The organism is Paracoccus mutanolyticus (assembly GCF_003285265.1).
Classification (GTDB): domain Bacteria; phylum Pseudomonadota; class Alphaproteobacteria; order Rhodobacterales; family Rhodobacteraceae; genus Paracoccus; species Paracoccus yeei.
Window position 1 is genome coordinate 1,245,292 of the sequence record NZ_CP030239.1, and the last position, 25,019, is coordinate 1,270,310.

The 25,019-nt window shown below is 70.4% G+C and carries 26 protein-coding genes, 1 tRNA gene and 4 pseudogenes; 18 read left to right on the forward strand and 13 right to left on the reverse strand.

All coding sequences use genetic code 11. From position 1 onward, the window contains the following. The first annotated feature begins 131 nt into the window (after positions 1-131). From DPM13_RS06685 to DPM13_RS06735, 12 genes and pseudogenes are all read left to right on the forward strand, one after another. Entirely contained in the window at positions 132-1,337 is a 1,206-nt protein-coding gene (locus DPM13_RS06685) for an ABC transporter substrate-binding protein (protein ID WP_112887676.1), read from the forward strand. Beyond that, positions 1,334-2,301 (forward strand): annotated as a pseudogene (locus DPM13_RS06690) (PQQ-dependent catabolism-associated beta-propeller protein). Before DPM13_RS06685 ends, DPM13_RS06690 begins: the two are co-directional and overlap by 4 nt. Before the next feature lie 12 nt (positions 2,302-2,313). After that, positions 2,314-2,745, forward strand: a complete 432-nt coding sequence (locus tag DPM13_RS06695; protein WP_112887677.1) for a cupredoxin domain-containing protein — start codon at positions 2,314-2,316, stop codon at positions 2,743-2,745. Positions 2,746-2,869: 124 nt separating this feature from the next. Beyond that, positions 2,870-3,010, forward strand: a complete 141-nt coding sequence (locus tag DPM13_RS22425; RefSeq protein WP_223252403.1) for a hypothetical protein — start codon at positions 2,870-2,872, stop codon at positions 3,008-3,010. 49 nt (positions 3,011-3,059) lie between these two features. Next, positions 3,060-3,767 carry an ATP-binding cassette domain-containing protein gene (locus DPM13_RS06705; protein WP_262983267.1) on the forward strand — a complete coding sequence of 236 codons (708 nt, stop codon included), beginning with the start codon at positions 3,060-3,062 and terminating at the stop codon, positions 3,765-3,767. After that, the gene (locus tag DPM13_RS06710) at positions 3,764-4,564 is read left to right on the forward strand and encodes an ABC transporter permease (protein WP_223252404.1); all 801 of its coding nucleotides are present in this window, start codon (positions 3,764-3,766) and stop codon (positions 4,562-4,564) included. The genes DPM13_RS06705 and DPM13_RS06710 overlap by 4 nt, the downstream gene beginning before the upstream one ends. Then, positions 4,564-5,169, forward strand: coding sequence for a hypothetical protein (locus DPM13_RS06715; RefSeq protein ID WP_105291475.1), 606 nt, complete (start codon positions 4,564-4,566; stop codon positions 5,167-5,169). Before DPM13_RS06710 ends, DPM13_RS06715 begins: the two co-directional genes overlap by 1 nt. A 263-nt stretch (positions 5,170-5,432) precedes the next feature. Continuing rightward, positions 5,433-5,924 (forward strand): hypothetical protein, encoded by a 492-nt coding sequence (locus DPM13_RS20520; protein WP_189654858.1) that lies wholly within the window; start codon positions 5,433-5,435, stop codon positions 5,922-5,924. Continuing rightward, positions 5,816-6,712, forward strand: coding sequence for a sensor histidine kinase (locus DPM13_RS20525; RefSeq protein ID WP_189654859.1), 897 nt, complete (start codon positions 5,816-5,818; stop codon positions 6,710-6,712). The genes DPM13_RS20520 and DPM13_RS20525 overlap by 109 nt, the downstream gene beginning before the upstream one ends. Next, positions 6,712-7,404: a response regulator transcription factor gene (locus tag DPM13_RS06725; protein ID WP_080621148.1), complete on the forward strand. Its 693-nt coding sequence runs from the start codon at positions 6,712-6,714 to the stop codon at positions 7,402-7,404. The genes DPM13_RS20525 and DPM13_RS06725 overlap by 1 nt, the downstream gene beginning before the upstream one ends. Next, complete coding sequence (locus DPM13_RS06730; RefSeq protein ID WP_112887681.1) at positions 7,401-8,060, forward strand: hypothetical protein; 660 nt, start codon at positions 7,401-7,403, stop codon at positions 8,058-8,060. The genes DPM13_RS06725 and DPM13_RS06730 overlap by 4 nt, the downstream gene beginning before the upstream one ends. Positions 8,061-8,062: 2 nt before the next feature. Then, on the forward strand, positions 8,063-8,410 hold the full coding sequence (locus DPM13_RS06735) for a hypothetical protein (protein WP_112887682.1): 348 nt from the start codon (positions 8,063-8,065) through the stop codon (positions 8,408-8,410). A gap of 73 nt (positions 8,411-8,483) precedes the next feature. Here DPM13_RS06735 and DPM13_RS06740 read toward each other — a convergent pair. The 8 genes and pseudogenes from DPM13_RS06740 to DPM13_RS06770 all read right to left on the reverse strand — a co-directional run bounded on the left by DPM13_RS06740 (position 8,484) and on the right by DPM13_RS06770 (position 16,229). After that, positions 8,484-10,287, reverse strand: a pseudogene (locus tag DPM13_RS06740) (methanol/ethanol family PQQ-dependent dehydrogenase). Positions 10,288-10,383: 96 nt separating this feature from the next. After that, positions 10,384-11,568 carry a BatD family protein gene (locus tag DPM13_RS06745; RefSeq protein WP_112887683.1) on the reverse strand — a complete coding sequence of 395 codons (1,185 nt, stop codon included), beginning with the start codon at positions 11,566-11,568 and terminating at the stop codon, positions 10,384-10,386. After that, complete coding sequence (locus tag DPM13_RS06750; RefSeq protein WP_223252405.1) at positions 11,562-12,047, reverse strand: tetratricopeptide repeat protein; 486 nt, start codon at positions 12,045-12,047, stop codon at positions 11,562-11,564. The genes DPM13_RS06745 and DPM13_RS06750 overlap by 7 nt, the downstream gene beginning before the upstream one ends. A gap of 76 nt (positions 12,048-12,123) precedes the next feature. Next, entirely contained in the window at positions 12,124-13,005 is an 882-nt protein-coding gene (locus DPM13_RS06755; protein WP_223252406.1) for a VWA domain-containing protein, read from the reverse strand. 74 nt (positions 13,006-13,079) lie between these two features. After that, positions 13,080-14,021: a VWA domain-containing protein gene (locus DPM13_RS06760; RefSeq protein WP_189654987.1), complete on the reverse strand. Its 942-nt coding sequence runs from the start codon at positions 14,019-14,021 to the stop codon at positions 13,080-13,082. Next, positions 14,018-14,392: a hypothetical protein gene (locus DPM13_RS20530; protein ID WP_189654988.1), complete on the reverse strand. Its 375-nt coding sequence runs from the start codon at positions 14,390-14,392 to the stop codon at positions 14,018-14,020. Before DPM13_RS20530 ends, DPM13_RS06760 begins: the two co-directional genes overlap by 4 nt. Then, entirely contained in the window at positions 14,389-15,273 is an 885-nt protein-coding gene (locus DPM13_RS06765) for a DUF58 domain-containing protein (RefSeq protein ID WP_223252407.1), read from the reverse strand. The genes DPM13_RS20530 and DPM13_RS06765 overlap by 4 nt, the downstream gene beginning before the upstream one ends. After that, complete coding sequence (locus tag DPM13_RS06770) at positions 15,267-16,229, reverse strand: AAA family ATPase (RefSeq protein ID WP_397246297.1); 963 nt, start codon at positions 16,227-16,229, stop codon at positions 15,267-15,269. Before DPM13_RS06770 ends, DPM13_RS06765 begins: the two co-directional genes overlap by 7 nt. Positions 16,230-16,666: 437 nt before the next feature. On the opposite strand from DPM13_RS06770, the gene DPM13_RS06775 reads away from it, so the two are divergent. Beyond that, positions 16,667-16,756, forward strand: a tRNA-Ser gene (locus DPM13_RS06775). Between the two features lie 755 nt (positions 16,757-17,511). Here the strand turns inward: DPM13_RS06775 and DPM13_RS06785 are convergent. Beyond that, positions 17,512-18,599: pseudogene (locus DPM13_RS06785) on the reverse strand (THUMP domain-containing class I SAM-dependent RNA methyltransferase). Between the two features lie 262 nt (positions 18,600-18,861). Here DPM13_RS06785 and DPM13_RS22430 point away from each other — a divergent pair. Further along, on the forward strand, positions 18,862-19,275 hold the full coding sequence (locus tag DPM13_RS22430; RefSeq protein WP_223252408.1) for a VOC family protein: 414 nt from the start codon (positions 18,862-18,864) through the stop codon (positions 19,273-19,275). Between the two features lie 444 nt (positions 19,276-19,719). On the opposite strand, the gene DPM13_RS06795 is transcribed toward DPM13_RS22430, so the two are convergent. Then, positions 19,720-20,508 carry a metallophosphoesterase family protein gene (locus DPM13_RS06795; RefSeq protein WP_028720036.1) on the reverse strand — a complete coding sequence of 263 codons (789 nt, stop codon included), beginning with the start codon at positions 20,506-20,508 and terminating at the stop codon, positions 19,720-19,722. After that, positions 20,505-21,452, reverse strand: a complete 948-nt coding sequence (locus DPM13_RS06800) for a diacylglycerol/lipid kinase family protein (protein ID WP_099648293.1) — start codon at positions 21,450-21,452, stop codon at positions 20,505-20,507. Before DPM13_RS06800 ends, DPM13_RS06795 begins: the two co-directional genes overlap by 4 nt. A gap of 336 nt (positions 21,453-21,788) precedes the next feature. Here DPM13_RS06800 and DPM13_RS22435 point away from each other — a divergent pair, with 336 nt between their 5' ends. The 4 genes and pseudogenes from DPM13_RS22435 (at position 21,789) to DPM13_RS06815 (ending at position 24,388) form a co-directional block, all read left to right on the forward strand. After that, positions 21,789-22,259 carry a hypothetical protein gene (locus tag DPM13_RS22435; protein ID WP_223252409.1) on the forward strand — a complete coding sequence of 157 codons (471 nt, stop codon included), beginning with the start codon at positions 21,789-21,791 and terminating at the stop codon, positions 22,257-22,259. Beyond that, positions 22,160-22,987, forward strand: coding sequence for an isochorismate synthase (locus DPM13_RS06805; RefSeq protein ID WP_223252540.1), 828 nt, complete (start codon positions 22,160-22,162; stop codon positions 22,985-22,987). The genes DPM13_RS22435 and DPM13_RS06805 overlap by 100 nt, the downstream gene beginning before the upstream one ends. 104 nt (positions 22,988-23,091) lie before the next feature. Further along, a pseudogene (locus tag DPM13_RS06810) lies at positions 23,092-23,633 on the forward strand (isochorismatase family protein). Further along, on the forward strand, positions 23,624-24,388 hold the full coding sequence (locus DPM13_RS06815) for an SDR family oxidoreductase (protein WP_112887686.1): 765 nt from the start codon (positions 23,624-23,626) through the stop codon (positions 24,386-24,388). Before DPM13_RS06810 ends, DPM13_RS06815 begins: the two are co-directional and overlap by 10 nt. A gap of 4 nt (positions 24,389-24,392) precedes the next feature. Here DPM13_RS06815 and DPM13_RS06820 read toward each other — a convergent pair whose 3' ends face one another. Together DPM13_RS06820 and DPM13_RS25865 are read right to left on the reverse strand one after the other, a co-directional pair. Further along, positions 24,393-24,629: a phosphopantetheine-binding protein gene (locus DPM13_RS06820; protein WP_112887687.1), complete on the reverse strand. Its 237-nt coding sequence runs from the start codon at positions 24,627-24,629 to the stop codon at positions 24,393-24,395. A gap of 24 nt (positions 24,630-24,653) precedes the next feature. Then, the gene (locus DPM13_RS25865; protein WP_317616440.1) at positions 24,654-24,875 is read right to left on the reverse strand and encodes an AMP-binding enzyme; all 222 of its coding nucleotides are present in this window, start codon (positions 24,873-24,875) and stop codon (positions 24,654-24,656) included. Between the last annotated feature and the right edge of the window lie 144 nt (positions 24,876-25,019).

Sequence of the window (25,019 nt, forward strand, 5' to 3'; positions counted from 1 at the left end):
CTCCGGCGGGCCCGGGACAATCATCCTTAGGTATGGCTTTGGAAAGGAACCTTATTATTTATCTTTTATTAGGGGATAATCCTTTGCGAACAAGGCGGGTCGTGCATCATCCGGTATGGGAGGAGATGACAATGCACCGGATCCGCTGGCCCGCCTTGGCGGGGCTTCTTCTTTGCACGGCCGCTGCCATGCCCGCCTGGGCCGAGGTGGAATACCGCGCCGCCGTGCTGCGCGTCGATGCGCCCGCAGGGCCGCTGCCGATCTCGCGGCTGGACCTCAAGCCCGTCGACCTGGGCTTTGCGGGGGCCGAACTCGGCACCGCCGACAATGCCACCACCGGCAGCTTCATGGGGCAAAGGTTCACGACCCAGACCGTCGCCGCCACGCCCGACACGGCCGAGGCCGAGTTGACGAAGCTGCTGGACGCGGGCGTGCCCTATATCGTGGTCATGGCCGATGCGCCGACCGTCGTGCGGCTGGCCGATCTGGCGGGCGACCGGGCGCTGATCTTCAATGCGACCGCGACCGACGACAGCCTGCGGGCGGCCGACTGCCGGGCGAACCTGCTGCATGTGGCGCCGTCCGACGCGATGCTGGCGGATGCGCTGGCGCAATACCTGGTCTGGAAGAAATGGACCGACTGGTTCCTGATCGAAGGCAGCCACCCCGAGGACCAGGCCCTGGCCGCCGCCTATCGCCGCGCCGCCGAGAAGTTCGGCGCCCGGATCGTCGAGGAGCGCGTCTATGAGGACACCGGCGGCGCCCGGCGCACCGACAGCGGCCATGTCCAGGTGCAAAAGCAGATGCCGGTCTTTACCCAGCGCGCCGCCGATCATGACGTCGTGGTCGCCGCCGACCGGGCCGGGGTCTTTGCCGACTGGCTGCCCTATCACACCTGGGACGCGCGGCCGGTGACGGGCTCGGCCGGGCTGGTCCCGGAAAGCTGGCATCCCGCGCAAGAGGCCTGGGGCGGCACCCAGTTCCAGAGCCGCTTCGAGAAACTGGCGAACCGCCCCGCCCGGCCCGAGGATTACCAGGTCTGGATGGCGCTGCGCGTCATCGGCGAGGCCGCGACCCGCACCAAGGGCGGCGACGACAAGACCGTGCATGACTTCATCCTGTCGCCGAACTTCGACCTGGCCGCGTTCAAGGGACAAAAGCTCAGCTTCCGCGACTGGGACGGGCAGCTGCGCCAGCCCGTGCTGCTGGCGGCCGATCGGGTCGTCGCCTCGGTCAGCCCGCAGGACGAATTCCTGCACCAGGTCAGCCAGCTGGACACGCTGGGCATCGACCGGACCGAATCCGAATGCCGACGTCAACAGGGAGGTAAGGAATGAGAACCGCCGTTCTGGGCTGCCTGGCCGCGCTGTGCGCCGGTCCGGCCCTGGCAGACAAGATCTTCGTGTCGAACGAAAAAGGCAACACGATCAGCGTGCTGGATGCCACCAGCCTTGAGGTGATCCACACCATCGAAGGCATGCAGCGGCCGCGCGGCATCACCGCCTCGCCCGATGGCAAGCACCCGCAGTCACAGAGCCGGAAAGCAAGGGCTGGATCGGTGAGCGCTACGATGCCGATGCAGGGCTGCAATACCTCAACGCTCGCTACTACGACCCCGAACTGTTCGTGCTGCACCCGTCCGGGAACCCGCTGTTCATCGCGAATGAGGACGACAACATCGTCACCGTGGTCGACGTGAACACCCGCCAGGTCCTGGCCGAGGTTCCCGTGGGGGTCGAGCCCGAGGGCATGGGCGTCAGCCCGGACGGCAAGATCGTGGTCAATACGTCCGAAACGACGAACATGGCCCATATGATCGACACCTCGAGCTATGAGATCGTGGCGAACGTGCTGGTCGACTCGCGCCCCCGCTTTGCCGAATACACGCCGGACGGCAAATTGCTGTTCGTCACGGCCGAGATCGGCGGCACGGTCAGCGTGATCGACACCGCCACGAACGAGGTCACGAAGAAGATCACCTTCGAGGTGCCGGGCGTGCTGCCCGAGGCGCTGCAGCCCGTGGGCTTGCGGGTGACGGCGGACGGGACCAAGGCCTATGTGGCGCTTGGGCCGGCGAACCGGGTAGCGGTGCTGGATCTGGCCGGCCTCGAGGTCAAGGATTACCTGCTGGTCGGGCAGCGGGTCTGGCAACTGGCCTTCTCGCCCGACGGCAAGTTCCTCTACACGACGAACGGCAATTCCAACGACATCTCGGTCATCGACACGGCGACCGACGAGGTGACCGTCTCGGTCCCGGTGGGCGAACAGCCCTGGGGGGTCGTTGCGGTGAAATCCGACTGAAGGGAGGCGAAGATGAAGGCATGGATCCTGGCCGCGGCGCTGATGGCCGCAGGCACGGCGGGGGCGCAGCAGTTCGATTACGGCTTTGCGGGGCTGATGGGCAAGGCGAACCGGGTCGAACTGGCGCCGCTGACGCTGGGCTCGGGCAAGCCGGTGGCGGAAAAGCCCTATGACCTGAAATCGGGCGCCTATTACAAGATGAAGATCGTGGCCGACGGCTCGGCGGAACTGGCGCTGTCGGGCGGCGATTTCTTCCGCGCCGTCTGGATCAACGAGATCGTCATCAACAACATCGAGGTGCGCCCCATGGGCGTCCATTCGCTGGAATTCGACGCCGCCGGCGAGGCCGAGATCAGCTTCATCGCGATCATGCCCGGCACCTTCGAACTGGCCATTCCCGGATCGCACGGGGACAGCCAGAAAGCCGTCTTCAACATCCGCTGACCCAGGGAGAGACCATGAAACGCATCCTGCTGCCTCGACGCTGATCGCCTTCGGCGCCCCGGCCTTTGCCGACACCGATCCGACCGCCGACCAGGTCGCCAAGATCGACGAGGCGCTGGCCGCCATGACCTGCGAGGTCGATGCCGACAATATCGACGTCGAGGATGACGGCAGCTTCGACCTGGACGACGTGATCTGCGCCGATGGGCAATATGACATCAAGCTAAACGCCGATTTCACCGAAAAAGAGCGGCGCAAGGAATGATCCTGCCCGCGGGCGCGGGGGACCTTCCCCCGCGCTTGACATCCAGGGCGTGAGCCACCGCTTTGGCGCCGTCGAGGCGCTGCGCGACGTCAGCTTCACGGTCCGGCCGGGCAGCTTCTGCGCGCTGCTGGGGATCAACGGCGCGGGAAAGACCACGCTGTTCTCGCTGGTCACACGGCTTTACGATTCGACCTCGGGCCGGATCGCCGTGGCGGGCTTCGACGCCCGGCGCCAGCCCGGCCGGGCGCTGTCGCGGCTGGGCGTGGTGTTCCAGTCCCGCGCCCTGGACGGCGACCTGACGCTGCGCCAGAACCTGGCCTATCACGCGGCGCTGCACGGCATTCGCCGCCGCGACGCCCTGCCCCGCATCGCCGAGGTGCTGGCGCTGGTCGACCTGTCCGACAAGGCCGGCGCCCGCGCCTCGACCCTGTCGGGCGGCCAGCAGCGCCGGGCCGAGATCGCCCGCGCCCTGCTGCACCGCCCCCAGCTTTTGCTGCTGGACGAGGCGACGGCGGGCCTGGACCTGCGCGCCCGGGCCGAGGTGCTGGCCCTGACCCGCCGCCTGATCGCCGAGGAGGGCGTCTCGGCGCTTTGGGCCACGCATATCTTCGACGAGATCACGCCGCAGGATCATGTCGTGCTGCTGCATCGCGGCCGGGTGCTGGCCGACGCGCCCGCCGCCGAGCTGATGGACGGGGAAACCCTGCCCGCCGCCTTCCTGCGCCTGACCGGCACCGATGCGGAGACCCTGGCATGAAGGGCTGGACCACTGCCTTTGGCGGCATCGTGCGGCGCGAGTTCCTGCGCTTTACCCGCCAGCGGGAACGGTTCCTGGCCGCGCTGGTCCGGCCGCTGGTCTGGCTGTTCATCTTTGCGGCCGGCTTCCGCTCGGTCCTGGGGCTCTCGATCACGCCGCCCTATCGCACCTATGTCCTTTACGAGGTCTACGTCACCCCCGGCCTGTGCGGCATGATCCTGCTGTTTTCCGGGATGCAGTCGTCGCTGTCGATGGTCTACGACCGCGAGACGGGGGCCATGCGCAGCCTGCTGGTCAGCCCCTATCCGCGCTGGTTCCTGCTGGGGTCCAAGCTGGTCGCCTCGGTCATGGTGGCGGTGATGCAGGTCTATGCCTTCCTGCTGATCGCCTGGCTCTGGGGCATCCGCCCGCCGTGGCACGGCTATCTGACGGTGCTGCCGGCCTTGGTGCTGGCGGGGGTGATGTGTCATCGCAAATTAGCTATTTTAAGGAGATTCCGTCGATTATTGGAGATTTCAATGGCGACGGATTGGATGATGTCTCACATAAAGGGGCTGTCTTTGCCTCGACCGTGCTTTGTCCGTTGTGGCGTTGCGCGTCCAGCACCCTTCTCCGAGATCTGCGCACTGAACCCGTTCACCCACGCGGTCGGACTGATCCGCTTCGCGCTTTACGGCCAAGTCGAGCCGGTGTCGCTGGCCGTCACGCTGGGCTGCATCCTGGTCTTTTTCGGGGGGACCGTCTTCATGTATGATCCGGCCAAGGGCCTGTGGCGCGGCCGCAAGGGAGGGGTGTGATGATGCGCAGCATTCTGTCGGGGGTGATCCTGTCGGCCTTGGCCGCCACGGCAGGCCATGCGGCGGGCCCGGTCGATCCCGACTGGCCCTGCGTCCAGCGCCGCCAGCCCGCGCTGTCGGTCGGCCAGATCTGGGGCGGCCCGCCGCCCGACGACGCCGCGCAGGCGCATGTCGAGGATCCGGACGTGCAGCAGCTGGCCCAGGTCATCGCGCTGCGCCGCACCCCCTTGCCCGAGGCCGAGGGCCTCGTGCGCGACTTTGCCGGCGCCCATGACGCATCGGCGCTGGTCGGGCTGTTCCTGGCGGCCTTCGATCACATCCAGCACCAGCGCAACCGCGTCATGGAGGGCATCACCCGCTATGCCCACAAGCAGGAGGCGCTGGAGGTCCGGATCGAGGATCTGCGCCATGAATTCGCGCGGCTCGATCAGGCCGAGCCCAAGGATTTCGACGCGCTCGACAAGATCGAGGAACAGATCGACTGGTCCACCCGCATCTTCCAGGACCGCCAGCAGTCTCTGACCTATGTCTGCGAAACGCCGGTGGTGCTGGAACAGCGCGCCTTTGCCCTGGGCCGGATCATCGCGGCCCAGGTGCCGCGCTGACCGCTTGGCCGCCCGCCTTCCGCCCCGGCCGAGCCGCATGACCTGCCGTCCCAGCCTGCGGTTCCGGCTGTGGCTGGGCGCCCTGCTGCTGGCGGGGCTGGCGGTGACGGCGGCGGGGCTGGCCGCCTGGGGCCTGATCCGCACCCAGGCCCTGCGATCGAGGCGATGGCCGCGCAGACCGGATCGAGGCCGATGGCGCGCTGTCGGCCCGGCTGAACGAATGGCTGCTGGCCTGGGTCGGCGCGCCGGGGATGGTCCCGGGCATGCCCGGTCCCGACAGCCGGCCCGTGGTCCAGGCGCTGGACCGGCTGGACCGGCTGCTGGCCGAGGATGTGAAGGCTGCCCCCGATCCGACCGAAGCCACCGTCCGCGCCCGGCAAAGCATGACCCCGGCCCGGCTGCGCGGCCTGTTCAACCAGCTGGAAAGCACCTTTCGCACCACCCCTCCCGACACGCCCGCCGGACAGGCGGCGCTGGCCTTTCACGCCGCCCAGGCGCCCGGCGCCATCGCCCGGCAGATCGACCACGAAATGCACCGCCGCGAAGCCGCCCTTGCCGCCATGCAATCCTTGCGCCGCCCGCTGCTGACCGGGGCGGCGCTGGTCGCGCTGGCCGCGCCCCTTGTACAGGCGCGCTGTACCTGCTGGTGCTGGGCCCGCTGTTCCGCCGGCTGCGGCAGGGCACTGCCTTTGCCGCGACGCTCTCGGCCGCCGACCTTCCGCACGGGGCGGGCGGGCACGACGAACTGGGGCTGATGTTCGCCCGCCTGCGCCAGATGGCGGCGCGCATCGACCGCCGCCGCGCGCGGCTGGAGGCGGCGATCGAGGAGCGCACCGCAGCGCTTTCCGCCGCGAACGACCGGCTGGCGCTGATCGACCGCAACCGACGCCGCTTTTTCGCCGATGTCGGCCACGAGCTGCGCACCCCCCTGACCGTCATCATGGGCGAGGCGGAACTGGGCGAGGCCCATCCCGACCCCGAAGCCCGCGCCGCCTTCCAGACCATCGGCGCCCGCGCCGCCCGCCTGTTCCGCCGGATCGAGGACATGCTGCGCATCGCCCGGTCCGAAAGCGGCCGGCTGGAGCTGGCGGCCGAGCGCGTGGACCTGGGCGCGGCGGTTCGGGGGGCGCTGGCCGACCTTGCCCCGGCGCTGAAGCGGGCGGGCGTCTCAGCGCAGGTCGACCTGCCCCCGCTGGCCGTGCGGGGCGATCCCGACTGGCTGCGCCAGGTCTTTGCCGGCCTGTTCGAGAACGCCGCGAAATACGCCGGCCGGGGCGCCGAGGTCACGGTCTCGGGCCGGGCCGACGGGCGGATGGCCCTGGTCCGGGTCGCCGACACCGGACGCGGCCTGCCCGAGGGCCTGGGCGCGGCGGTGCTGGACCGCTTTACCCGCGACGCCCAGGCGGATCAGGGCGGCGGCTTCGGCGTGGGCCTTGCCCTGGCGCGCTGGGTCGTGGAAACCTTGGGCGGCAGCCTGGTGCTGGCGCCCTCGGCCACCGGCCTTGCGCTGGACCTGCGGCTGCCCCTTTGGGAGGAGGAGTGATGGCGCATATCCTTGTGGTCGAGGACGATCCCGACATCGCCTCGCTGCTGTCGCGGGGCCTGGGCGCGGCGGGGCACCGCGTCGACTGGGCCGACACGGTCGAGGCGGCCGCCGACCGCATCGCGGCCGCCAGCTTCGACGCGGCGATCATCGACATGATGCTGGGCGACGACAGCGGCGCAAGCCTGCTGGCCGACCTGCGCGCGCAGGGCAACCGGATGCCCGCGATCATGCTGTCGGCCCTGGCCCGCGTCGAGGACCGGGCAGAGGGGCTCGAGGCCGGGGCGCAGGATTATGTGGTCAAGCCCTTCCAGCTGTCCGAACTGCTGGCCCGGCTTGAGGTGCAGCTGCACCGCGCGGCCCCCCGGCAGGGGCCGATCGCCCTCGGCCGGCTGGTCTATGACCCCGACACCCGCACCGCCTCGGCCCTGGGCGGCACCGGCCGCGCGGTCGTCATGACCGAACGCGAGGGCGAGCTGCTGGCCTATCTGATGGCGCGCCCGGGCCAGGTCCTGACCCGGGGCGAACTGTTCGACGCACTCTGGGCCCAGCACGGCGGATCGACCGACAATGTGGTCGACGTCTATCTGGGCTATATCCGGCGCAAGCTGGACAATTTCACACCCTATGGGCTGGCGCTGCGCACCCTGCGCCGGCGCGGCTTTGTCCTGACGCAGGAGATTTCGGAATGAAGGCACCTGTCCTGGCCCTGCTTCTGGGGCTGGCTTTCCCCTTGTCCGCCCCGGCGGGCGGGCTGACCGACCTTCTGATGGCGCCGGGCCTGCTGACCCAGGCCCCGGCGGGGGCGGATGGCGCGATCCTGCGCTATGCCCATGAACGCCGGCTACCCGCGCCGCGGCAGGCGGACCCTTCGGCGCAGGCGGCGGGGGGCATCCTGCCCACGCGGCCGGTCGAGCGCGGCCGGGCGGTGCTGTCCCTGTCCCAGGACGACAGCCTGCTGGCGCTGAGCCTGTCGGACGACAAGACGCCCGCCCATGTGGTGGCCGAGTTCCCGCGCTCGGGTCCCAATCCCATCCTGCTGTTCTTTCTGGAAAACGTGGTGCGCAGCATGGCGACGCAGACCGGCGGCAGCCCCTATTACATCCGCAACCGGATCCGCGACAGCCTGGTGGCCTTGCCTGCCGGGACGGCGCGGGACGGCGTGGCCGAGGTCGCGCTGCAGCCCTTCGCCGGCGACCCCAACGCGCCGCGCATGGGCGAATTCGCCAAGCTGCGGCTGGCGATCCGCTATGACCCCGCCCGGCCCGGCGCCCTGGTCGGGCTGGACGCCGATACCGGCGACGCCGGCGGCTATCACGAGACCCTTGGCCTGATCGCGGAGAAATGACGATGCGTTCCCAAGCCCTTGCCCTTGCCCTGCTGACCTGCGGCGGGACCGCCGCCGCCCAGCCGCCGGCGGTCAACGACTATCCGACCGACGCCCGGGCCGAATACGTCTTTGCCTGCATGGCGACCAACGGCCAGACCCAGGACGCGCTGCGGCGCTGTTCCTGTTCGATCGACGCCATCGCCTCGATCCTGCCCTATGACCGCTATGTCTCGGCCGAGACGGTGCTGCGGATGCGCCAGGGCGCGGGCGAGCGCGCCGCCATGTTCCGCGGCGGCACGCCCGCGACCAGCGCCATCCTGGCCGACCTGCGCCGCGCCCAGGCCGAGGCCGAGATGCTGTGTTTCTGACCCCCTGGCCAAGGCCGGACATGAAAAAGGCTGCCCCGAGGGGCAGCCTTTCGTCTTGCAGGGATTGCGCCGATCAGTCGGGCAGCTTGAACATCGTCAGCTGGCCGCCCAGGGCGGTATAATCCGACAGGGCCGCATAGCCGCCCACGGCGCCCAGGCCGTCGTTGGCATTGGTCAGGCCCGCCGCAAGGCCGATGCCGGCCCAGCCGCCGATCCCGGACAGCACGCCCACATACTGCTTGCCGCCGTGTTCATAGGTGAAGACGTTGCCGATGATGCCCGAGGGGGTCTTGAACCTGTAAAGCTCCTTGCCCGTCTCGGCGTCCACCGCCTTCAGATAGCCTTCCAGCGTGCCATAGAACACGATATCGCCCGCCGTCGCCATGGCGCCCGACCAGACCGAGAACTGCTCGGGCAGCGACCACTTGATCTTGCCCTCGACCGCGTCCCAGGCAATGAAGTTGCCCATGCCGCCGTGGCTGTCGGGGGCCGGGAACATGGACAGGGTCGCGCCGACATAGGGCTGGCCCGCCGCATAGCTGACGCGGAACGGTTCGTAGTCCATGCAGACGTGGTTCGTCGGCACATAGAACAGGCCGGTCTTGGGCGAGTAGGTCGAGGGCTGCTGGTCCTTGGACCCCAGCGCCGCCGGGCAGACGCCGGTGGTGTTCACGTCCTCGCCGTTCTGTTCGGTCGAATATTCGGCGACCACCTGCGGCCGGCCGTACTGGTCCGAATTCGGGTCCATCTCGACATGCGTGGCCCAGTTGACGGCGGGGTCGTATTTCTCGGCCACCAGCAGTTCGCCCGTCTCGCGGTCCAGCGTATAGCCGAAGCCGTTGCGGTCGAAGTTGACCAGCAGCTTGCGCATCTTGCCGTCGATTTCCTTGTCGACCAGCAGGTTTTCGTTCACGCCGTCAAAGTCCCATTCGTCATGCGGCGTCTTCTGGTAGAACCACTTGGCCATGCCGGTGTCGGGATCGCGGGCCATGATCGTCATCGACCAGCGGTTGTCGCCCGGACGCTGGCTGGGGTTCCAGGTCGAGGGGTTGCCGGTGCCGTAATAGATCAGGTTCAACTCGGGGTCATAGGTGGTCCAGCCCCAGGTGGTGCCGCCGCCGATCTTCCACTGGTCGCCTTCCCAGGTCTTGAGCGAGCTGTCCTTGCCGATGGGCTTGCCCAGATGCGTGGTCTTTTCGGGATCGACCAGCATTTCTTCGTCCGGGCCGGTCGAATAGGCGCGCCAGACCATCTTGCCGTCGGCAATGTTGTAGGCGGTCAGGTGGCCGCGGACGCCGTATTCGCCGCCCGAGATGCCGACGATGACCTTGTCCCGGATCACGGTGACGGTGGCGGTGTTCGTCTCGCCCTTGGCGGGTCGCCGTTCACGACCGACCATTTGACCTTGCCGGTCTTGGCATCCAGCGCCAGCAGCGTGGTGTCGGCCTGGTGCAGGAAGATGGTGTCATCGCCATAGGCCAGACCGCGTAGACGGTGTCGCAGCACATCACGCCGATCACGTCCGGGTTCTGTTCCGGGTGATAGCGCCACAGGATCTTGCCGTCGTTGTTCAGGTCCAGCGCGTAGACGATGTTCGGGAAGGGCGTGTGCAGATACATCACGTCGCCGATCACCAGCGGCGAGCCCTCGTGCCCGCGCAGCACCCCGGTCGAGAAGGTCCAGGCAACCTGCAGGTCGCCCACGTTGTCCTTGTTGATCTGATCCAGTTCCGAATAGCGGGTGCCGGCATAGTTGCCCAGCTGCATGACCCACTGCTTGGCATCGCTCTGACCGGCCATGACCGAATCGTTGGCGATTGCGGGTACGGCCACCGATACCGAGAACGCGGCCAGCAGCCCGAAAATCCGCTTCTTCATCGTCATTCTCCTCCCCTGAGAAACGATTGAGGCAGGAACCGGGCGTCATTGCCTCCGCCATATCGGCCCGGTTCTTATATATGTTTTATAAAACGTTCAGTTGATCCGCCTTGTCAACGACAGGAACCCGCCCCTGAACAAAAGTATGAGGCCGGCCCTGCCCGCCGCCTCAGGGCGAAGGCCGCGCCGCGCGGGGGTCGTAGATTGCCCGTTCCAGCGCCGCCAGCCGATCGCCGGCAGGCCGATGCGCCCGGCCAGGCGGCGCGCCGCCAGCAGGTCGCCCCGCGCCAGGGCCCGGCGATAGGCCAGCCGCAGCAGGGGCGACCAGCGGTCGCGGATGCGCCGCCACCCCGCCCCCACCCCGTCGGGCGCCAGCCGGACAGCAGCAATGCCCAAGCCCAGCAGCAGGCCCAGCACCACGCTGCCCGCCAGTTCGGCGACCTGCCAGGCGCCCAGCCGCCCGGTCGGCACCTGGCCGGTATAGAAGCTGGCGTAGCCGATGGTCAGGGCCGGGATCCGGGCGTTCTCGATCCGGCGGGTCTGGGTGTTGAACCAGGGAATGTCGACCGGCTCCAGCACGCCCGGCTCACCCGTGTGGGGGCGGAACTGCCAGGCCCAGACGGCTTCGGCCACGGGCCCCTCGGCGGTCAGGATCAGGTTGCGCTCGACCGGCTGGGCAAAGGTGATCAGCCAGTTCTCGGACACCACCGGACGGGGCGGCAGCTGCTCGGGCAAGGCGCCCAGCACGCGCAGCGTGACGCGGCGGGTCAGGATCTGGCCGTCGGCCAGCCGCGCTGGATCGGCCGAGAGGCTGTCGGTCAGCTCCAGCGCGCGGCCGGTGAAATGCCACCCCCGCTGGGCGGGAAACTCGCCCACCGACAGGGACAGGGGCTTGGCCTCGACCACCACGTCGCGGCGCTGGCTTTGCGTGTCGATGATGGTCAGCCGATGCCGGGCCGGGCCGAACTGCAGGGGACCGGCCCGCTTGGGCCAGATCGCCAGATGGCGCTCCATCACGATCCAGCGCAGCCCGTCGATCATCTCCTCGTGCCAGTCGTCCGGGCCGGTCTGGATCCAGTCGAAACTGTCGCTCGGGGCGATTTCCAGCTTTTCGTTGGCGATCTTGCGGTCGTAGACGGCGCGGATGACGACCGGGACCATCTCGCCAACGACGGGATGGGGGTTGCCCTGGGCGGTGATCGTCAGCCGCAGGTTGCCCTCGGCCCAGCCGCAGGCGGGGAACAGCGCCAAGGCCAGCAGGGTCAGGATCAGCCTTACCACGGGTCGCCCTCCTCTCCGGTGGCAAGGCCCATGGCGATGCGGCGCTTCTGTTCGGCCTCGAGGCGCAGCCGCAGGAACTCGCCCGGGTTGTCGGGCAGGGTTTCCAGCCATTCGGCATCGGCGACCCGGCGGCCCTCGTCCAGCGGACGGCCCAGCCGCTTGATCTCGTCGACCGGAGAGCCGCCGACGGCGGCAATCACCGTCACCGCGATGCGCCCGGCCGCATTGCCCTGACCCATGGTGGGCGGGATCAGCGCGTTCACCACATTGCGGTTCTCGCGCGCCTGGCTGTCGGCGGGGTTGGCAAACAGCACGGCGTCGAAATAGTCGCGCGACAGCGGCAGGTTTCCGGTCACCGCCAGCGACAGGCCCCGGTTGTAGGTCGATCCGCGCCCGGCTTCGCGGAACGCATCGTCCGCCCCCGCGTAATCGCCCGCCTGATACAGCGCCACGCCCCGGACGGCGGGGTCGTCCAGCATGATCGCGGCGAGGCCTGGCAGGCCCGCCGCAAGCGCCAGCTTGGCCCGGGCGTCGCCCCCGGCCAGGACCAGCGCGTCACGACTGGCCGAACAGGGCGGCGGCCATCCGCGATGCCCCTCCGCAACAGAACCTGGATCGCCAGCAACGCCAGGGGCAGCAGCCAGGGGCCAAGGTCCAGAAAGCATGCCCGGCGGTGTCGTCGCGCGCCAGCCGCGCGGTGCGGCGGGCGGCGATGCGGGCCATCAGGGCCGGCGGATCGGCGGCGGGCATGGCCTCGCCGCCGCCGGCGCGGGCCAGGTCGGCCAGCGGGCCGGGCGCGGGCGGCGGCGCGCCCGCGGCCGCGACGGGCAGGACCAGCGCCCAGACCCGGGCGCCGTCGCTGGCCAGACGCGCGGCCTCCTCGACGGCGCGGGGACGCACGCCGCCGCCGTCCGTCACCAGAACCAGGTCGGCGCCGCCCAGGCCCGGTCCGTCGCGGCCGCCGAACAGGTCGCGCGCCATCGACAGCGCGATGTCAGGACGGCTGCCCGCGACGGGCATGGTGTCGCGCGACAGGACCGCGATCAGGTCCGACAGGGTCGCCGCGTCCGAGGTGGGCGCCGAGGCCAGATAGGCGTCGCCCGCGTAAAGCATCAACCCGACCGGGCGGCCCTGCGCCAGGGGCAGCAGCATCGCCGCCGCCGACCGCGCCTCGTCCAGCACGCGCTGGTCGCCGGCGACCGAGGGCGACAGGTCCATGGCCAGGATCAACGGGTCCAGCGCGCGGTATTCGACCGCGCCGGGTCGCAGCACCGCCGGTCCCGACAGCGCCAGCACCAGCGCCAGCGCGGCCAGAAAGGGCAGCGCCACGTCGGGCGTGTGGCGGCCGTCCGTCAAAAGACCCAGGCGGCGCAGCGCAGGCATCAGCGCGGGGTCCAGGACCGCCGTCCATTCGCCCGCCGCGCGCCGCTGCCGCACCAGCCCAGTCCCGCGCGATCAGCGGCAGCGCCGCCAGCCACCAGGGCCGCAGCAGTGATCAGGCTCGCCCAGCGTCATTCCCGCGCCCCCATGCCCCGCGCCAGGGCCAGGACCAGCGCCATGATCGCCGGCCAGATCCACAGCGCCCGCGCCTGCGCCACTGGCGGGCGCTCGGAAGGGTTCGGCTCGAGCCGGTCCAGCTCCTCGGCCATCGCGCGCAGATCGTCCATGCTGCGCACGCGGAAGGTCTGCCCGCCCGCCGCCCCGGCGATGGCCCGCAGCGTCGCCAGGTCCACCGCGTCGCGGGCGGCCGGGCGGGACTCCAGGTCCTCGGGGCCCAGCGCGACGGTATGGATGCGGACGCCGCGCTCGGCCGCGAGCCGGGCGACCTGCGTCGCGTCGAGCAGCGCCGAGGTGTCGCGCCCGTCCGACAGAAGCACGATCACGTTCGAGCGCGAGGATTCCGCCAGCACCCGCCGGATCGCCAGCCCGAGCCCGTCCGAGATGTTCGTGGAGCGCCCCGTCAGTCCGATTTGCGCATCCGCCAGCGCCAGCGCCACGGCCCGCAGATCGTGGCTGAGCGGCGCGGCCACATAGGCGCGGTCGGCAAACAGGACCAGCCCGATCCGGTCCCCGGTGCGGGCGCGGATGAAACCCTCGGCCACCTGCTTGACGGCGTCGAGGCGGGTCACCGTCTGCCCCTCCAGCGCGAAATCGGGCGTCGCCATGCTGCCGGACATGTCCAGCGCGATGACGATGTTGCGCCCCGAGGCGCTGCGGTCGGGCACCATCTGGATGCGCTGCGGCTGCGCCAGGGCCAGGCACAGCCCCAGCCAGACGCCCGCAACCAGGGCAAGCCCGCGCCAGCGCCGGGGCCCGGGCGCGGGGACCGCCAGCGCCGCGACGCCCTGCGGCAGCGCCATCGCCTGGGCGGTCGCCGCGCGCGCCGGCCAAAGCCGCGCCAGCAGCGGCAGCGGCAGCAGCAGCAGGGCCAGCGGCTGGGCCAGTTCGATCACCGCGCCGCCCTCCGCCGCAGCCGTTCCCGCGTGCCGGAACGGATCAGCGCCTCGACCGCGTCGGGGTCGCCCGGCTCGCCGCGATACAGCGCCCGGCGCTGGTCGGGCGGCAGGGCCCTGCCCTGTTCGGCCAGGATGCGGGCCAGCGCCAGCAGCCTGTCGGCCGGCGGCAGACCCGCGGCCAGCGCCAACCGGTGGGACAGGCGCGGCGGACGGGCGCGGCGGCGCAGCGCCGGCATGGCGATGGCCACCAGCAGCGCCGCCAGCATCAGGCCCAGCCCGGCGGCTGCCAGGAAATCGTCCCAGCCGGGTGCGGTGAACGGCGCGGGCAGGCGCGGCGGATGCAGGTCTGCGACGATGTCGGGGATCATTCCGCGGCCTCGGGCTCGGCCGTGGTGGACAGGCGGCGGACCCGCAGCCCCGGCCGCGCCAGCCGCGCCGCGCGCGCCGCACGATCGGCCGGCAGGCCGGCGAAGCGGGCAAATGCCGCGCCCTCGGGCAGGGCATGGGGCAAGGCGCGGGCGGGGGGCGCGACCTCGAACGGGTCCTCGACCAGGATCAGTTGCAGGGGCCCACGCGCGGCCAGGATGGCCAGTGCCGCGTCGAACCCCTCGCCCGGATCGTCCATCACCGTGGCCACGCACGATCGCCGCGCCGGCAGCGCCGACGAGCGTCGCGGACCAGATCGGCAGCGAGCGGCCTGACCGGCGCCGCCTGCCAGCGCCGCCGCGCGTTCCGCCGCCGCCAGCGCCGCGGCATGGGCGCGCGCCAGGCACGCCGTGACCATCGCCATGCCCCGGTGGCGCGGGCGCGGCGGCTGGCCGTCCGGGCCATCGTCGGTCAAGGCGACCACGCCGACCGCGCCGCCATGCAGCGACGCCTGCCAGCCCATCAGCGCCAGCACCTCGGCCGCCGCGACCGAGCGCAGCCGGCCCGCCGTGCCCCACAGCATCGGCCGGCGGAAATCCGCGATCAGCAGCAGGTTGCGCTCGCGGTCCTCGTGAAAGCTGCGCACCTGAAGGCTGCCGCTGCGGGCGGTCGCGGCGGCGTCGATGTGGCGCGGCTCGTCACCCTCGGCAAAGGGCCGGATCTCGCGGATCTCATGGCCTTGGCCGCGCCGACGGGTGGCGGTCGTGCCGGGACGCTCGGCCAGGGCGGATGCCTCGCGCCCGGCGCGGGCCGCGCGCGGCTCAAGCGCCATCAGCCCCGCCACGCTGACGGCCGCGGGATCAGGCGCCCGCGCCCCTACCACGGCCGCACATGGTCCAGCAGCCGCGCCACCAGGTCGCGCGGGCCCAGCCCCTCGGACGTGGCGCGCCAGCTGGGGATCATCCGGTGGGACAGCGCGTCGGCGGCCAGCGCCTCGACATCCTCGGGCAGGCCATAGTCGCGGCCCCGCAGCGCCGCCCGCGCCCGGACCGAGGCGGCCAGCGCCAGCGTTCCCCGGGGCGAGACCGGATGTTCCACCAACCCCTCTAGCGGCGTCCCCTGCGCTTCGCGCGTGGCAACGACCAGCCGAACGATGAAATCCTTCAGCGCCGGGGCCAGCGTCACCCGCGCGACCGCCGCGCGCGCGGCATGGATCGCCCCTGACCCCAGCCTGTGCGCGGGCGGGACAGGGGGGGCGCGGTCCTCCTGCTCGACCAGGTCCAGGATCGCGCGCTCCGCCTCGGCCCCCGGCAGGGACAGGTTCAGGTGCAGCAAAAAGCGGTCGAGCTGCGCCTCGGGCAGGGGAAAGGTGCCCTCGTGTTCGATCGAGTTCTGGGTGGCGACGACCATGAACGGATCGGGCAGCTTCCGCGTCACCCCGCCGGCCGTCACCTGCGCCTCGGCCATCGCCTCGAGCAGCGCGGACTGGACCTTGGGCGGGGCGCGGTTGATTTCGTCGACCAGCACCAGTTCGTGAAACAGCGGCCCGGGCAGAAAGTCGAACCGCCCGCTGTCGGGGCGAAAGACCTGGGTGCCGGTCATGTCCGAGGGCATCAGGTCGGGCGTGCACTGGATGCGGGCGAAGCTGCCCGCCAGCCCCGCGGCCAGCCGCTTGACAGCCCGCGTCTTGGCCAGTCCCGGCGGCCCCTCGATCAGCACATGGCCGCCGGCGAGCAGCGCGATCGCCAGCCGCTCGACCAGATGTTCATGCCCGATCAGCCCGGTTGCGACCTGATCGGCAAGCGCTGCGACCGGGCCGAGGGCGTCGGCCGGCTCGATGGTCTGAATGTCCTCCACCTCGCTCCTCCCCGAGCGGCGGTCCCGGCGCGCGGAACCGCCGCCAGCTTGGCAGGATTTTCGCGGCCGATCCAGCCGGTCGGGCGTCACACTTTGGGATGAGGCCGCGCACGGGCCTTGATTGCGTGGGGCGTTCGGCCGCCGGTCGTGGCAGATGGGGGAAGGCCCTTTGACAGTGAGGCCAAGCAGAGGCCTGGACCCCCCGCCTGGCAGACCCGGACCTTCGGACACCGGCTGCCTGGACAAAGACAGGAACCTCTTGCGCGCACCCGTTCCGAGGGAGCGTTCCGTTCTGTTCGGACCAGGCAGGGACGCCCTGTTTCCTGGCGCGGAATTGCGGTTCACCCCCCGCGCCCACCTTGGCCGATCCCACGAAAATCCCCTTGTTTCCCCGTTCCCCGCCCCCTATACGGGGCGGCGGAGACGTGGCCGAGTGGTCGAAGGCACACCCCTGCTAAGGGTGCAGACGGGAAACCGTCTCGAGGGTTCGAATCCCTTCGTCTCCGCCATGATCTATTGTTATATATAGAAATCTCTGACTGACTACACCCGTCAACCGCCCACGTTATCATGCACGCACTTCGAAGCCGTTCCTCAAGCACCCTTCCCGCCGGCACCCTTAGCGGGGAGGTTCAGGATATTCCAGAGGTCGGACCCATGAAAACGACGATTGCCCCGCTCGCTGCCGCCATGTTTCTTGCCGCATGTGAAGCCCCGGTTGCGACGGCGCCTGTCCCTGCAGAGCCTGAGCGACCCATGGACGAGGTTCCTGTGCAGATGACCCTGCCAAACGGCGACAGGCATTACAGTTTCAAGAGTGGCTGCGTCGTTGTCCTGGAGCCGCAGCGCGCGGTCGTGAGGTCTGAGACGGGGGCCTGCGAACTCCACCACCGGGATATAGCCCTGCTTTATGCATCGGGGGATTGAGGGCCCGGCTCGCGGTAAGCCCCACGTCGCCAGAAGCATTGCGCCCGCCATGAGAGATGGAAATGGCCGGGAAAGGTGCACTAGCCTTCTCGTTGAGCCGGCCGTTGACACTCAACAGACAGGCACGGATTCCAGGGTAGGCCCAAGCCCTGAGGTGCCGTGACCGCACTGGCTTGGCCGGAGTGGTAGGAAGCACCCGAAATGGTGTCGCCGTTCGTCGGGGTTCATGGTGGCGCGTACGTCGCGGCGGGGCCCTGGTTGCCTCGATTCGGCTGCCTGCAGGGGGGCTTGCGGCAACAAAGGGCGGGCGTCCCCCCGAGAGCGCCCGCCTTGGCGTTCAAAGCGGCCCGGTCTGCCATAGCCGGATCTTCAGCCCGCCATGCGCGATGTGGGGGCCGGGTTCGCGGAACGGCAGGCGGGTGGCGCGCGCCAAGGCGGCATCGGTGGTGACCAGCCCCACGCGCCAGCCCTGGAAGCGGGCGCGCAGCACCTCGCCCATCGCGGCATGCAGGCCGAACAGGGGCCCCTTGTTCCCGATCCGCGCCCCATAGGGCGGGTTGATGATGACCAGGCCCGGCGGCCCCTCGGGGCGGGACAGGTCGGCGAAGGCAAGGTTTTGGAAATCGGTCCAGGCGGCGACGCCGGCGCGCTCGGCGTTCTCGCGGCTCATGCGGATGGCGCCGGGGTCGCGGTCGCTGCCGTGAAACAGCAGCGCGGGCGCCGGGGCCGCGGCAGGGCGCAAGGCGTCGAAGGCGGCGGCGTCGAAGCCGGGCAGGTGCTGGAAGGCAAAGCCGCGCAGCCGCCCCGGGGCGAGGCCGGCCGCGATCTCGGCCGCCTCGATCACGAAGGTGCCCGATCCGCACATCGGGTCCAGGACCGGCTCGCTCCCGTCGAACCCGCATTGGCGTAGAAACATCGCGGCCATGGTCTCGCGCATCGGCGCCTTGCCGACCGCCTGTTTGTGGCCGCGCTTGTGCAGGCTTTCGCCCGAGGTATCCAGGCTGAGCGTGCACAGGTCGTCCTCGATCCGCACCTTCAGCGTGACCGGCGCATCCTCGGCGATGGGGGCGCCCAGGGTGTCGCGGATCGCCGCCTCGATCCGCTGAGTGATGGCGCCGGCGTGATAGATGCGCGACTTGCGGCTGGTGGCCTCGATCCGCAGGGGCACGTCGGCGCGCAGCCAGTCGGCCCAGGGAAAGCGGCGCGCCCGCTTGTCCAGCTGCGCCGGATGCATGGCGCGAAGGCGCCGATCCGGGCCAGCACCCGGGTCGCGCCGCGCAGCATCAGGTTCGCGCGCCAGACCTCGGGCCAGCCGCCGTGAAAGACGACCCCGCCCGGCTGGACCAAGGCGTCGAAGCCCAGCGCCCGCGCCTCGTCGGCCAGGGGCTGCTCAAGGCCGGGGGTGGCGACCAGAAAGACCTCCATCCGGCGCGGATCGGCGGCCAGGGGCGCGGCTTCGGGACGCGCGCCCGGATCGGTCGCGGGCTGCGGCCGGGGACAGGCGGGCTTGGGTCTGGGTTTCATCTCGCGGGTCCGTCGAAAAGGGCAGCGCATCATGCGGCGTGGCGCGCCCGAAGGCAACCGGCGGAATTGTCCACGTACCGGAGACGATCTTCCGTTTTCATCGCCGTTTCAACGAAGGCGTGGCGCGCCTAGATTGGCGGGGAACTGAACACAGGAGGATATCATGGCGACCAGCGATGCCCCCATCCGCATCGGCCGGGTGGCGCTGACGGTGAACGACCTTGCCACCGTCGGGGATTTCTACCAAAGGGTCGTCGGCCTGCGCAGGCTGTCGCAGGACGGCGGGACGATGGTGCTGGGGGCGGGCGACCGCCCGCTGCTGGAATTGCGCGAGGACCGCGCGGCGCGGCACCGCCCGGCCGAGGCGGGGCTGTTTCACACCGCCTTCCTGCGCCGGGCCGCATCGACCTGGCGGACTGGCTGGGGATGGCGGCGGCGCGGGGGCTGGCGCTGGACGGCGCCTCGGACCACCGGGTCAGCGAGGCCGTCTATCTGCGCGACCCCGAAGGCAACGGGATCGAGATCTATGCCGACCGCCCCCGCAGCGCCTGGGCCTGGCGGGATGGCGAGGTGCTGATGGATACCACGCGGCTGGACTTCCCCGACCTGCTGGCCCAGGCGCGGCCGTGGCAAGGCGCGCCCGAGGGCACGGTCGTGGGCCACGTCCACCTGCAGGTGGGCGATCTGGCGACGGCCGGGGATTTCATGACCGGCGCGCTGGGGCTTGACCGCACCCTGCAATACCATGGGGCGAGCTTCTTTTCCTGGGGCGGCTATCACCACCATCTGGCGGGCAATATCTGGAACAGCCGCTGCGTGGGCCCGCGCAGCCCCGATGCGACAGGGCTGGCCGAGATCGTGCTGACCGCCGATCCCGGGGCTGCCCTGCCCCTGGGCGCGACCGAGGCCGTCGATCCCTGGGGCACCCGGCTGCGGCTGGAGCACTGAAGCGAAGGCGGGGGCTCTGCCCCCGTCCCTGCGGGACTCCCCCCAGGGTATTTGGAAAACGGTGAAGGCCCGATCAGGTCCGGTGCCAGCGGCGGTCGCGGCGGGTGAAGCGCAGGTGTTCGGGCGGGCGGAAGCCCGGCTCGTCCATCGGCGCGACATGGCGTTCGATCAGCAGGTCGGGGCCCTGGAAATCCAGGACGGCGAATTCGTTCTGGCGGTCGTCCAGCCGCGCGCAGAGCGCCGTTCCGCCCTGGATCTGCAGCACGCTGCGACCCTCGGGGGGCAGGAAGGCGCCGGCCGACCAGATGTGCAGATGCCCGCTGAGCACGACCTGCACGCCCTGAAGCTCGAACAGGGCCATCGCCTCGCGCGCGCCGCGCATCAGCTGCTTGTCAACCTCGGGACGCTGCTGCATCGGATGGTGCAGGGCCACGATGTTCACGCAATCGGGGTCGATGCCTTCGACCACGCGGCGCATCTGGGCGGCGCTGATGACGCCGCGCTGCCAGGCCATCGGATCGACGCTGTTGATGCCCTGCACCCGCACCTGGCCGACATGGCCCACGGGCTCCATGTTCTGCGCGATGATGCGGCGATACCGGCGATAGGGCTTCATCATCCGGTCCGCCAGCTTGTAGAGCGGGATGTCGTGGTTGCCGGGGACGGCGATCAGCGGCACCTCGATCCGGCGCAGGAAGGCCGCGGCCTGCGCGAACTGCGCCGAACGCGCGCGGTGGGTCAGATCGCCCGTCACCACCACCAGATCGGCGCCGGCGCGGTTCACCCGGTCCAGCAGCGGTTCGATCAGCGCCGTGCGGTCGAAGCCGAAATGCAGGTCCGAAAGATGCACCAGCCGCGTCATGCCCTGTCGCGACCCCCGCTGCCCTGCGGCACCAGAACCTTGAGGTCATGGGCCCGCACACGGACCCGGAAGGGCGAATCCATCCAGTCCTTCTCGCCGTCATGGGCGACGTATTCGTGGCGCGGCACGGTTTCGAGTTCCATCTCGGAGGCGCTGATCAGGTCGAAATCGTGATAACGCGCGGATTTCCCCATCGCCAGCCGCAGGGCCGAGCGGATCAGGGGGCCGGGATGACGGGCGCGGGCGACCAGCAGCGCCAGCTTGCCGTCGCGGATGCAGTCGGCGCCTTCCAGCCCGAAGCTGTCGAGCTGGTAGGCGCTTTTGGCGACGAAGGCCAGGGCGGTGGTGAACTGGCGTTCCTCTCCGTTCGCGCGCACGGTCAGCGTCAGTGGCCGGCGCAGGGTCCAGAGCGCCGCCGCCGCCGACCAATAGGCCGCGACGCGGGACCGGCCCCAGCGGCGATAGATGCTTTCGCGCCGCTTGAGGATCTCGGGGTAGGCCCCGAAGCTGACGTTGTTCAGAAAGATCATGCCGTTCATTTCGCCGACATGGATGCGGCGCAGGACGGGGGTGTCGAAGATCTTCATCGCCTCCTCGACCGTCTCGCCCGAACCGAGGTCGCGGGCGAAATAGTTGAAGGTGCCGCCCGGGATCACCACCATCGTGCTGTCGCTGCCCGCGACGGCGCTGGCGACCGCCGCCTGGGTGCCGTCGCCCCCCGCCGCCACGATCAGATCGAACCCCTCGGCCACGGCCTGGCGCGCCGTTCCGGGCAGGTCCGCACCCTTGTCGATGCGCCGCACCTCGAGGCTGGCGACGCGGTCCCGCAGCCGGTCCTGCAGCAGGTCGGCGATGCTGGCCCCCGCCTTGCGCCCCGAGCCGGTGTTCGCGATCACGCAGCAGCGCGCCTGCGACAGGTCGTAAGGCTTGCCGGCATCGTCCATGAATCCCCCGGGAAATCGTTTCACTGGCCCCTGTGCAAACCCGCGCAGGCCCGCCCGGTTCCGCAGCGCGGCAATCCTGAGTTTTTTACTTGCTCCGGCTGGCGGGCTCTGGCAGGTTGCGCGCGGGCAGCCGGCGGATTGACCACCCCCCTCCCGCTTGTTCCGCATCCTTGGCGGACAGGCGCGCCACCCATGAGCCGTCACAGCAGGAGATGTCTGCCGCTCACGACAGAAACGCATCCTTGCCGTTTCGTGACACGCTGTTTGTCGACCCTGGCCTGGTTTCCAGGCCGCCGGGGCGCAAAGCCATTCGATGAGAGACGCATGAATATTCGCATGTCAGAGGCACCCGAAATCCTGGCTCCGCTGGACGACGACCCGGTCCTGTTCGCCTTTCAGGGCCCGCATGGGCGTGTGCAGGGCCGGGGCGCGCCGGTGCAGGTGCCGCGCGGCGGTGCCGATACGGTGGCCGCGCGCGTCGGGCAAGCCCTGTCCGGGGCGCTGCCGGGGGCGATGATCGGGGGCGCCCTGCCCTTTGACCGCACGCAGGCGGATTGCCTGTGGCTGTGCAACCGCGCCGCGCCGCAGCCGGCCGCCGGAGCCCGGCCGGAGGCGGTGCCCGGCGCCGACCAGCGCCCCGACTGGCGGCTGTCGCCGAACTCGAGCCCGCCGCCTATGCCCGCGCCGTGGCCCGCGCGCTGGCCATCATGCAGGACGAGGCGGGTCGTGCCGGCGCGCTGGAAAAGATCGTGCTCGCGCGCAGCCTGCGGGCCGAATCCGGGGCCCCGATCGCCGTCGAGGCGCTGATGGAGCGGCTGGCGCAGGATGCCTCGGTCACCGCCTTTCGCGTGGCGCTGCCACCGCGCGGGCGCCAGACCCGCCAGTTGTGCGGGGCAACGCCCGAGCTGTTGTTGTCCAAGGCCGGGGCCCTGATCGCCTCGCATCCGCTGGCGGGATCGGCCCGCCGCCTGGCCGACCCCGAGGCCGACCGCGCCGCGGCCCAGGCGCTGGCACGTTCCGACAAGGATCAGCGCGAACATGCGCTGGTCGTCGAAAGCATCCTGGACGTGCTGTCGCCCTGGTGCCGCAGCCTGAGCGCCCCCGAGGGCACGCAGCTGACCACGACGCGCAGCATGTGGCACCTGGGCACCCGGATCGAGGGCATGCTGAAGGACCCCGAGATGCCCTCGGTGGTGCTGGCGGCGCTGCTGCACCCGACGCCCGCCGTCTGCGGCGTGCCGATGGCGCGGGCCAATGCGCTGATCCACGACCTTGAACCCGTGCCGCGCGACTTCTATGCCGGGGCGGTGGGCTGGTGCGACGCGCGCGGCGACGGCGCCTGGTACGTGGCGATCCGCTGCGCCGAGATCGCGGGCGCGACCGCCCGGCTTTACGCCGGCGCGGGCATCGTCCCCGGCTCGGACCCGATGGCCGAGGCGGCCGAAACCGGCGCCAAGTTCGGCGCCTTCCTGGCCGCGCTTGGCCTGCCCCCGGACGCGGGGCTGGCCGGGCTGGCCCCGAACGAGGTGGAATGATGGGACTGCCCGGTATCCCCGGCTATACGCTGCCGACCGACCTGCCCCAGCCGCGCGGGCCCTGGCGGGCCGAACGCGACCGGCTGGCGCTGCTGGTCCATGACATGCAACGCTATTTCTGCCGCCCCTTCCCCGCGGGCGCGCCGCTGGAGCCGGCCGTCGCCAACATCGCCCGGCTGATCCAGGCCGCGCGGGCGGCGGGCGTGCCGGTCTTCTACACCGCGCAGAAGGGCGACCAGTTCCGCCCCGACCGCGGGCTTCAGGCGGATCTGTGGGGCCCCGGCATGCAGGCCATCCCCGAGCATGAGGAGATCCTGCCCGAGCTTGCTCCGGCGGCGGGCGCATCGTGCTGGTCAAGCACCGCTACAGCGCCTTCCAGCGTTCGAACCTGGAACATCTGATGCGGGCGCGGGGCCGCGACCAGCTGATGGTCTGCGGCATCTATGCCCATATCGGCTGCCTTGCGACCGTGGCCGAGGCGTTCCAGCGCGACATCGAGGCCTTTGCCGTCGCCGATGCCCAGGCCGATTTCTCAGCCGAGAAGCACGCCATGGCCATGTCCTGGATCGCCGCGACCTGCGGCGTGCCGATGCTGACCGAACAGGCGCTGGCCGCGCTGTCGGGAAAGGTCGCGCAATGCGCCTGACCGGGTTTCAGGACCGCACCGCCATCGTCACCGGTGCCGCCGGCGGCATCGGCCGCAGCGTGGTCGCAGCACTGGTCGAGGCCGGCGCCCGCGTCATCGCCACCGATACCGAGGCCGCCCTGCAGGCCGCGCCGGTGCCGGGGGCCGAGAACCGCGCGCTGACGTCCGCGACGCCGAGGCCACCAGCGCTGGTCGCCATGATCGCATTTCTCGACGATCACCGTGGCGTCTTTGGTGTCGGGCCGATCTGCCGGGTTCTGGGGATCGCCACGACATCGACAGCTCCGCAGGATGGGAAGGGTGTGGAGCGTGATCCCACCGGCACCTGCATCGGACCCGCGCCAGGCCGGGCCATGGCGCGCCAGGGGCGCGGCGCGATCGTCGCGGTCAGTTCGAACGCGGCCGGCATCCCGCGACTGAACATGGGCGCCTATGCGGCGTCGAAGGCGGCGGCCACGATGTTGGTGCGCTGCCTGGGCCTGGAACTGGCCGCGCAGGGGGTGCGCTGCAACATCGTCGCGCCGGGATCGACGCTGACGCCGATGCAGACGGGCATGTGGGCCGAGGATGGCGGCGCCGGCGAACGCGCGGTGATCGAGGGCAGCCTTGAAGCCTATCGCACCGGCATCCCCTTGAAAAAGCTGGCGACGCCCGAGGATATCGCGGGCGCCGTGATGTTCTTGCTGTCCGACCAGGCGGGCCATGTGACCATGGCGGACCTTTATGTGGACGGGGGCGCGACGATGCGCGCCTGAGGCGTCACAGCCGGGGCTGGATCAGCGCCCACCAGGCGTCCAGCGTCGGCTCGCGGGCCAGTTCCTCGAAGCTGGCCTCGACGCCCATCTGCTTCAGCTCACTGGAGAAGGTCATCACCGCGATGGAATCGAGGCCGTAGAGCACCAGGTTCTCGGCCGGGTCGATGTCGCAATCATCCTCGATCATCCTCTGCACGCGGGCGGCCAGCCAGGCGGGGCTGAGGTCGGTCTTGACGGTCATGGGTCTTGGTCCTTTCAGGCGTCGTCAGGCGGGGGCGGCCAGGCTGTCGCGCAGCCGGCGCTTGTCGATCTTGCCCACCGGCGTCAGCGGCAGCGCATCGACGAAACGGAAGCGGTCGGGCAGCTTGTATTCGGCCACGCCGAGGTCCAGCAGGTGGCGGCGCAGCGCCGGCGGGCTGAGCTTGCCCGCGCCCGCCCGCAGCACCAGGAAGGCGCAGCTTTTCTCGCCCAGGGCCTCGTCCTGCATCGCCACCAGCGCGGCATGGGTGATGTCGGGGTGGCGCAAGAGCAGGTTCTCGATTTCCTCGGCGGCGATCTTTTCGCCGCCCCGGTTGATCTGGTCCTTGATCCGGCCGACCACGCGCAGATAGCCGCCCTGACGCACCACCAC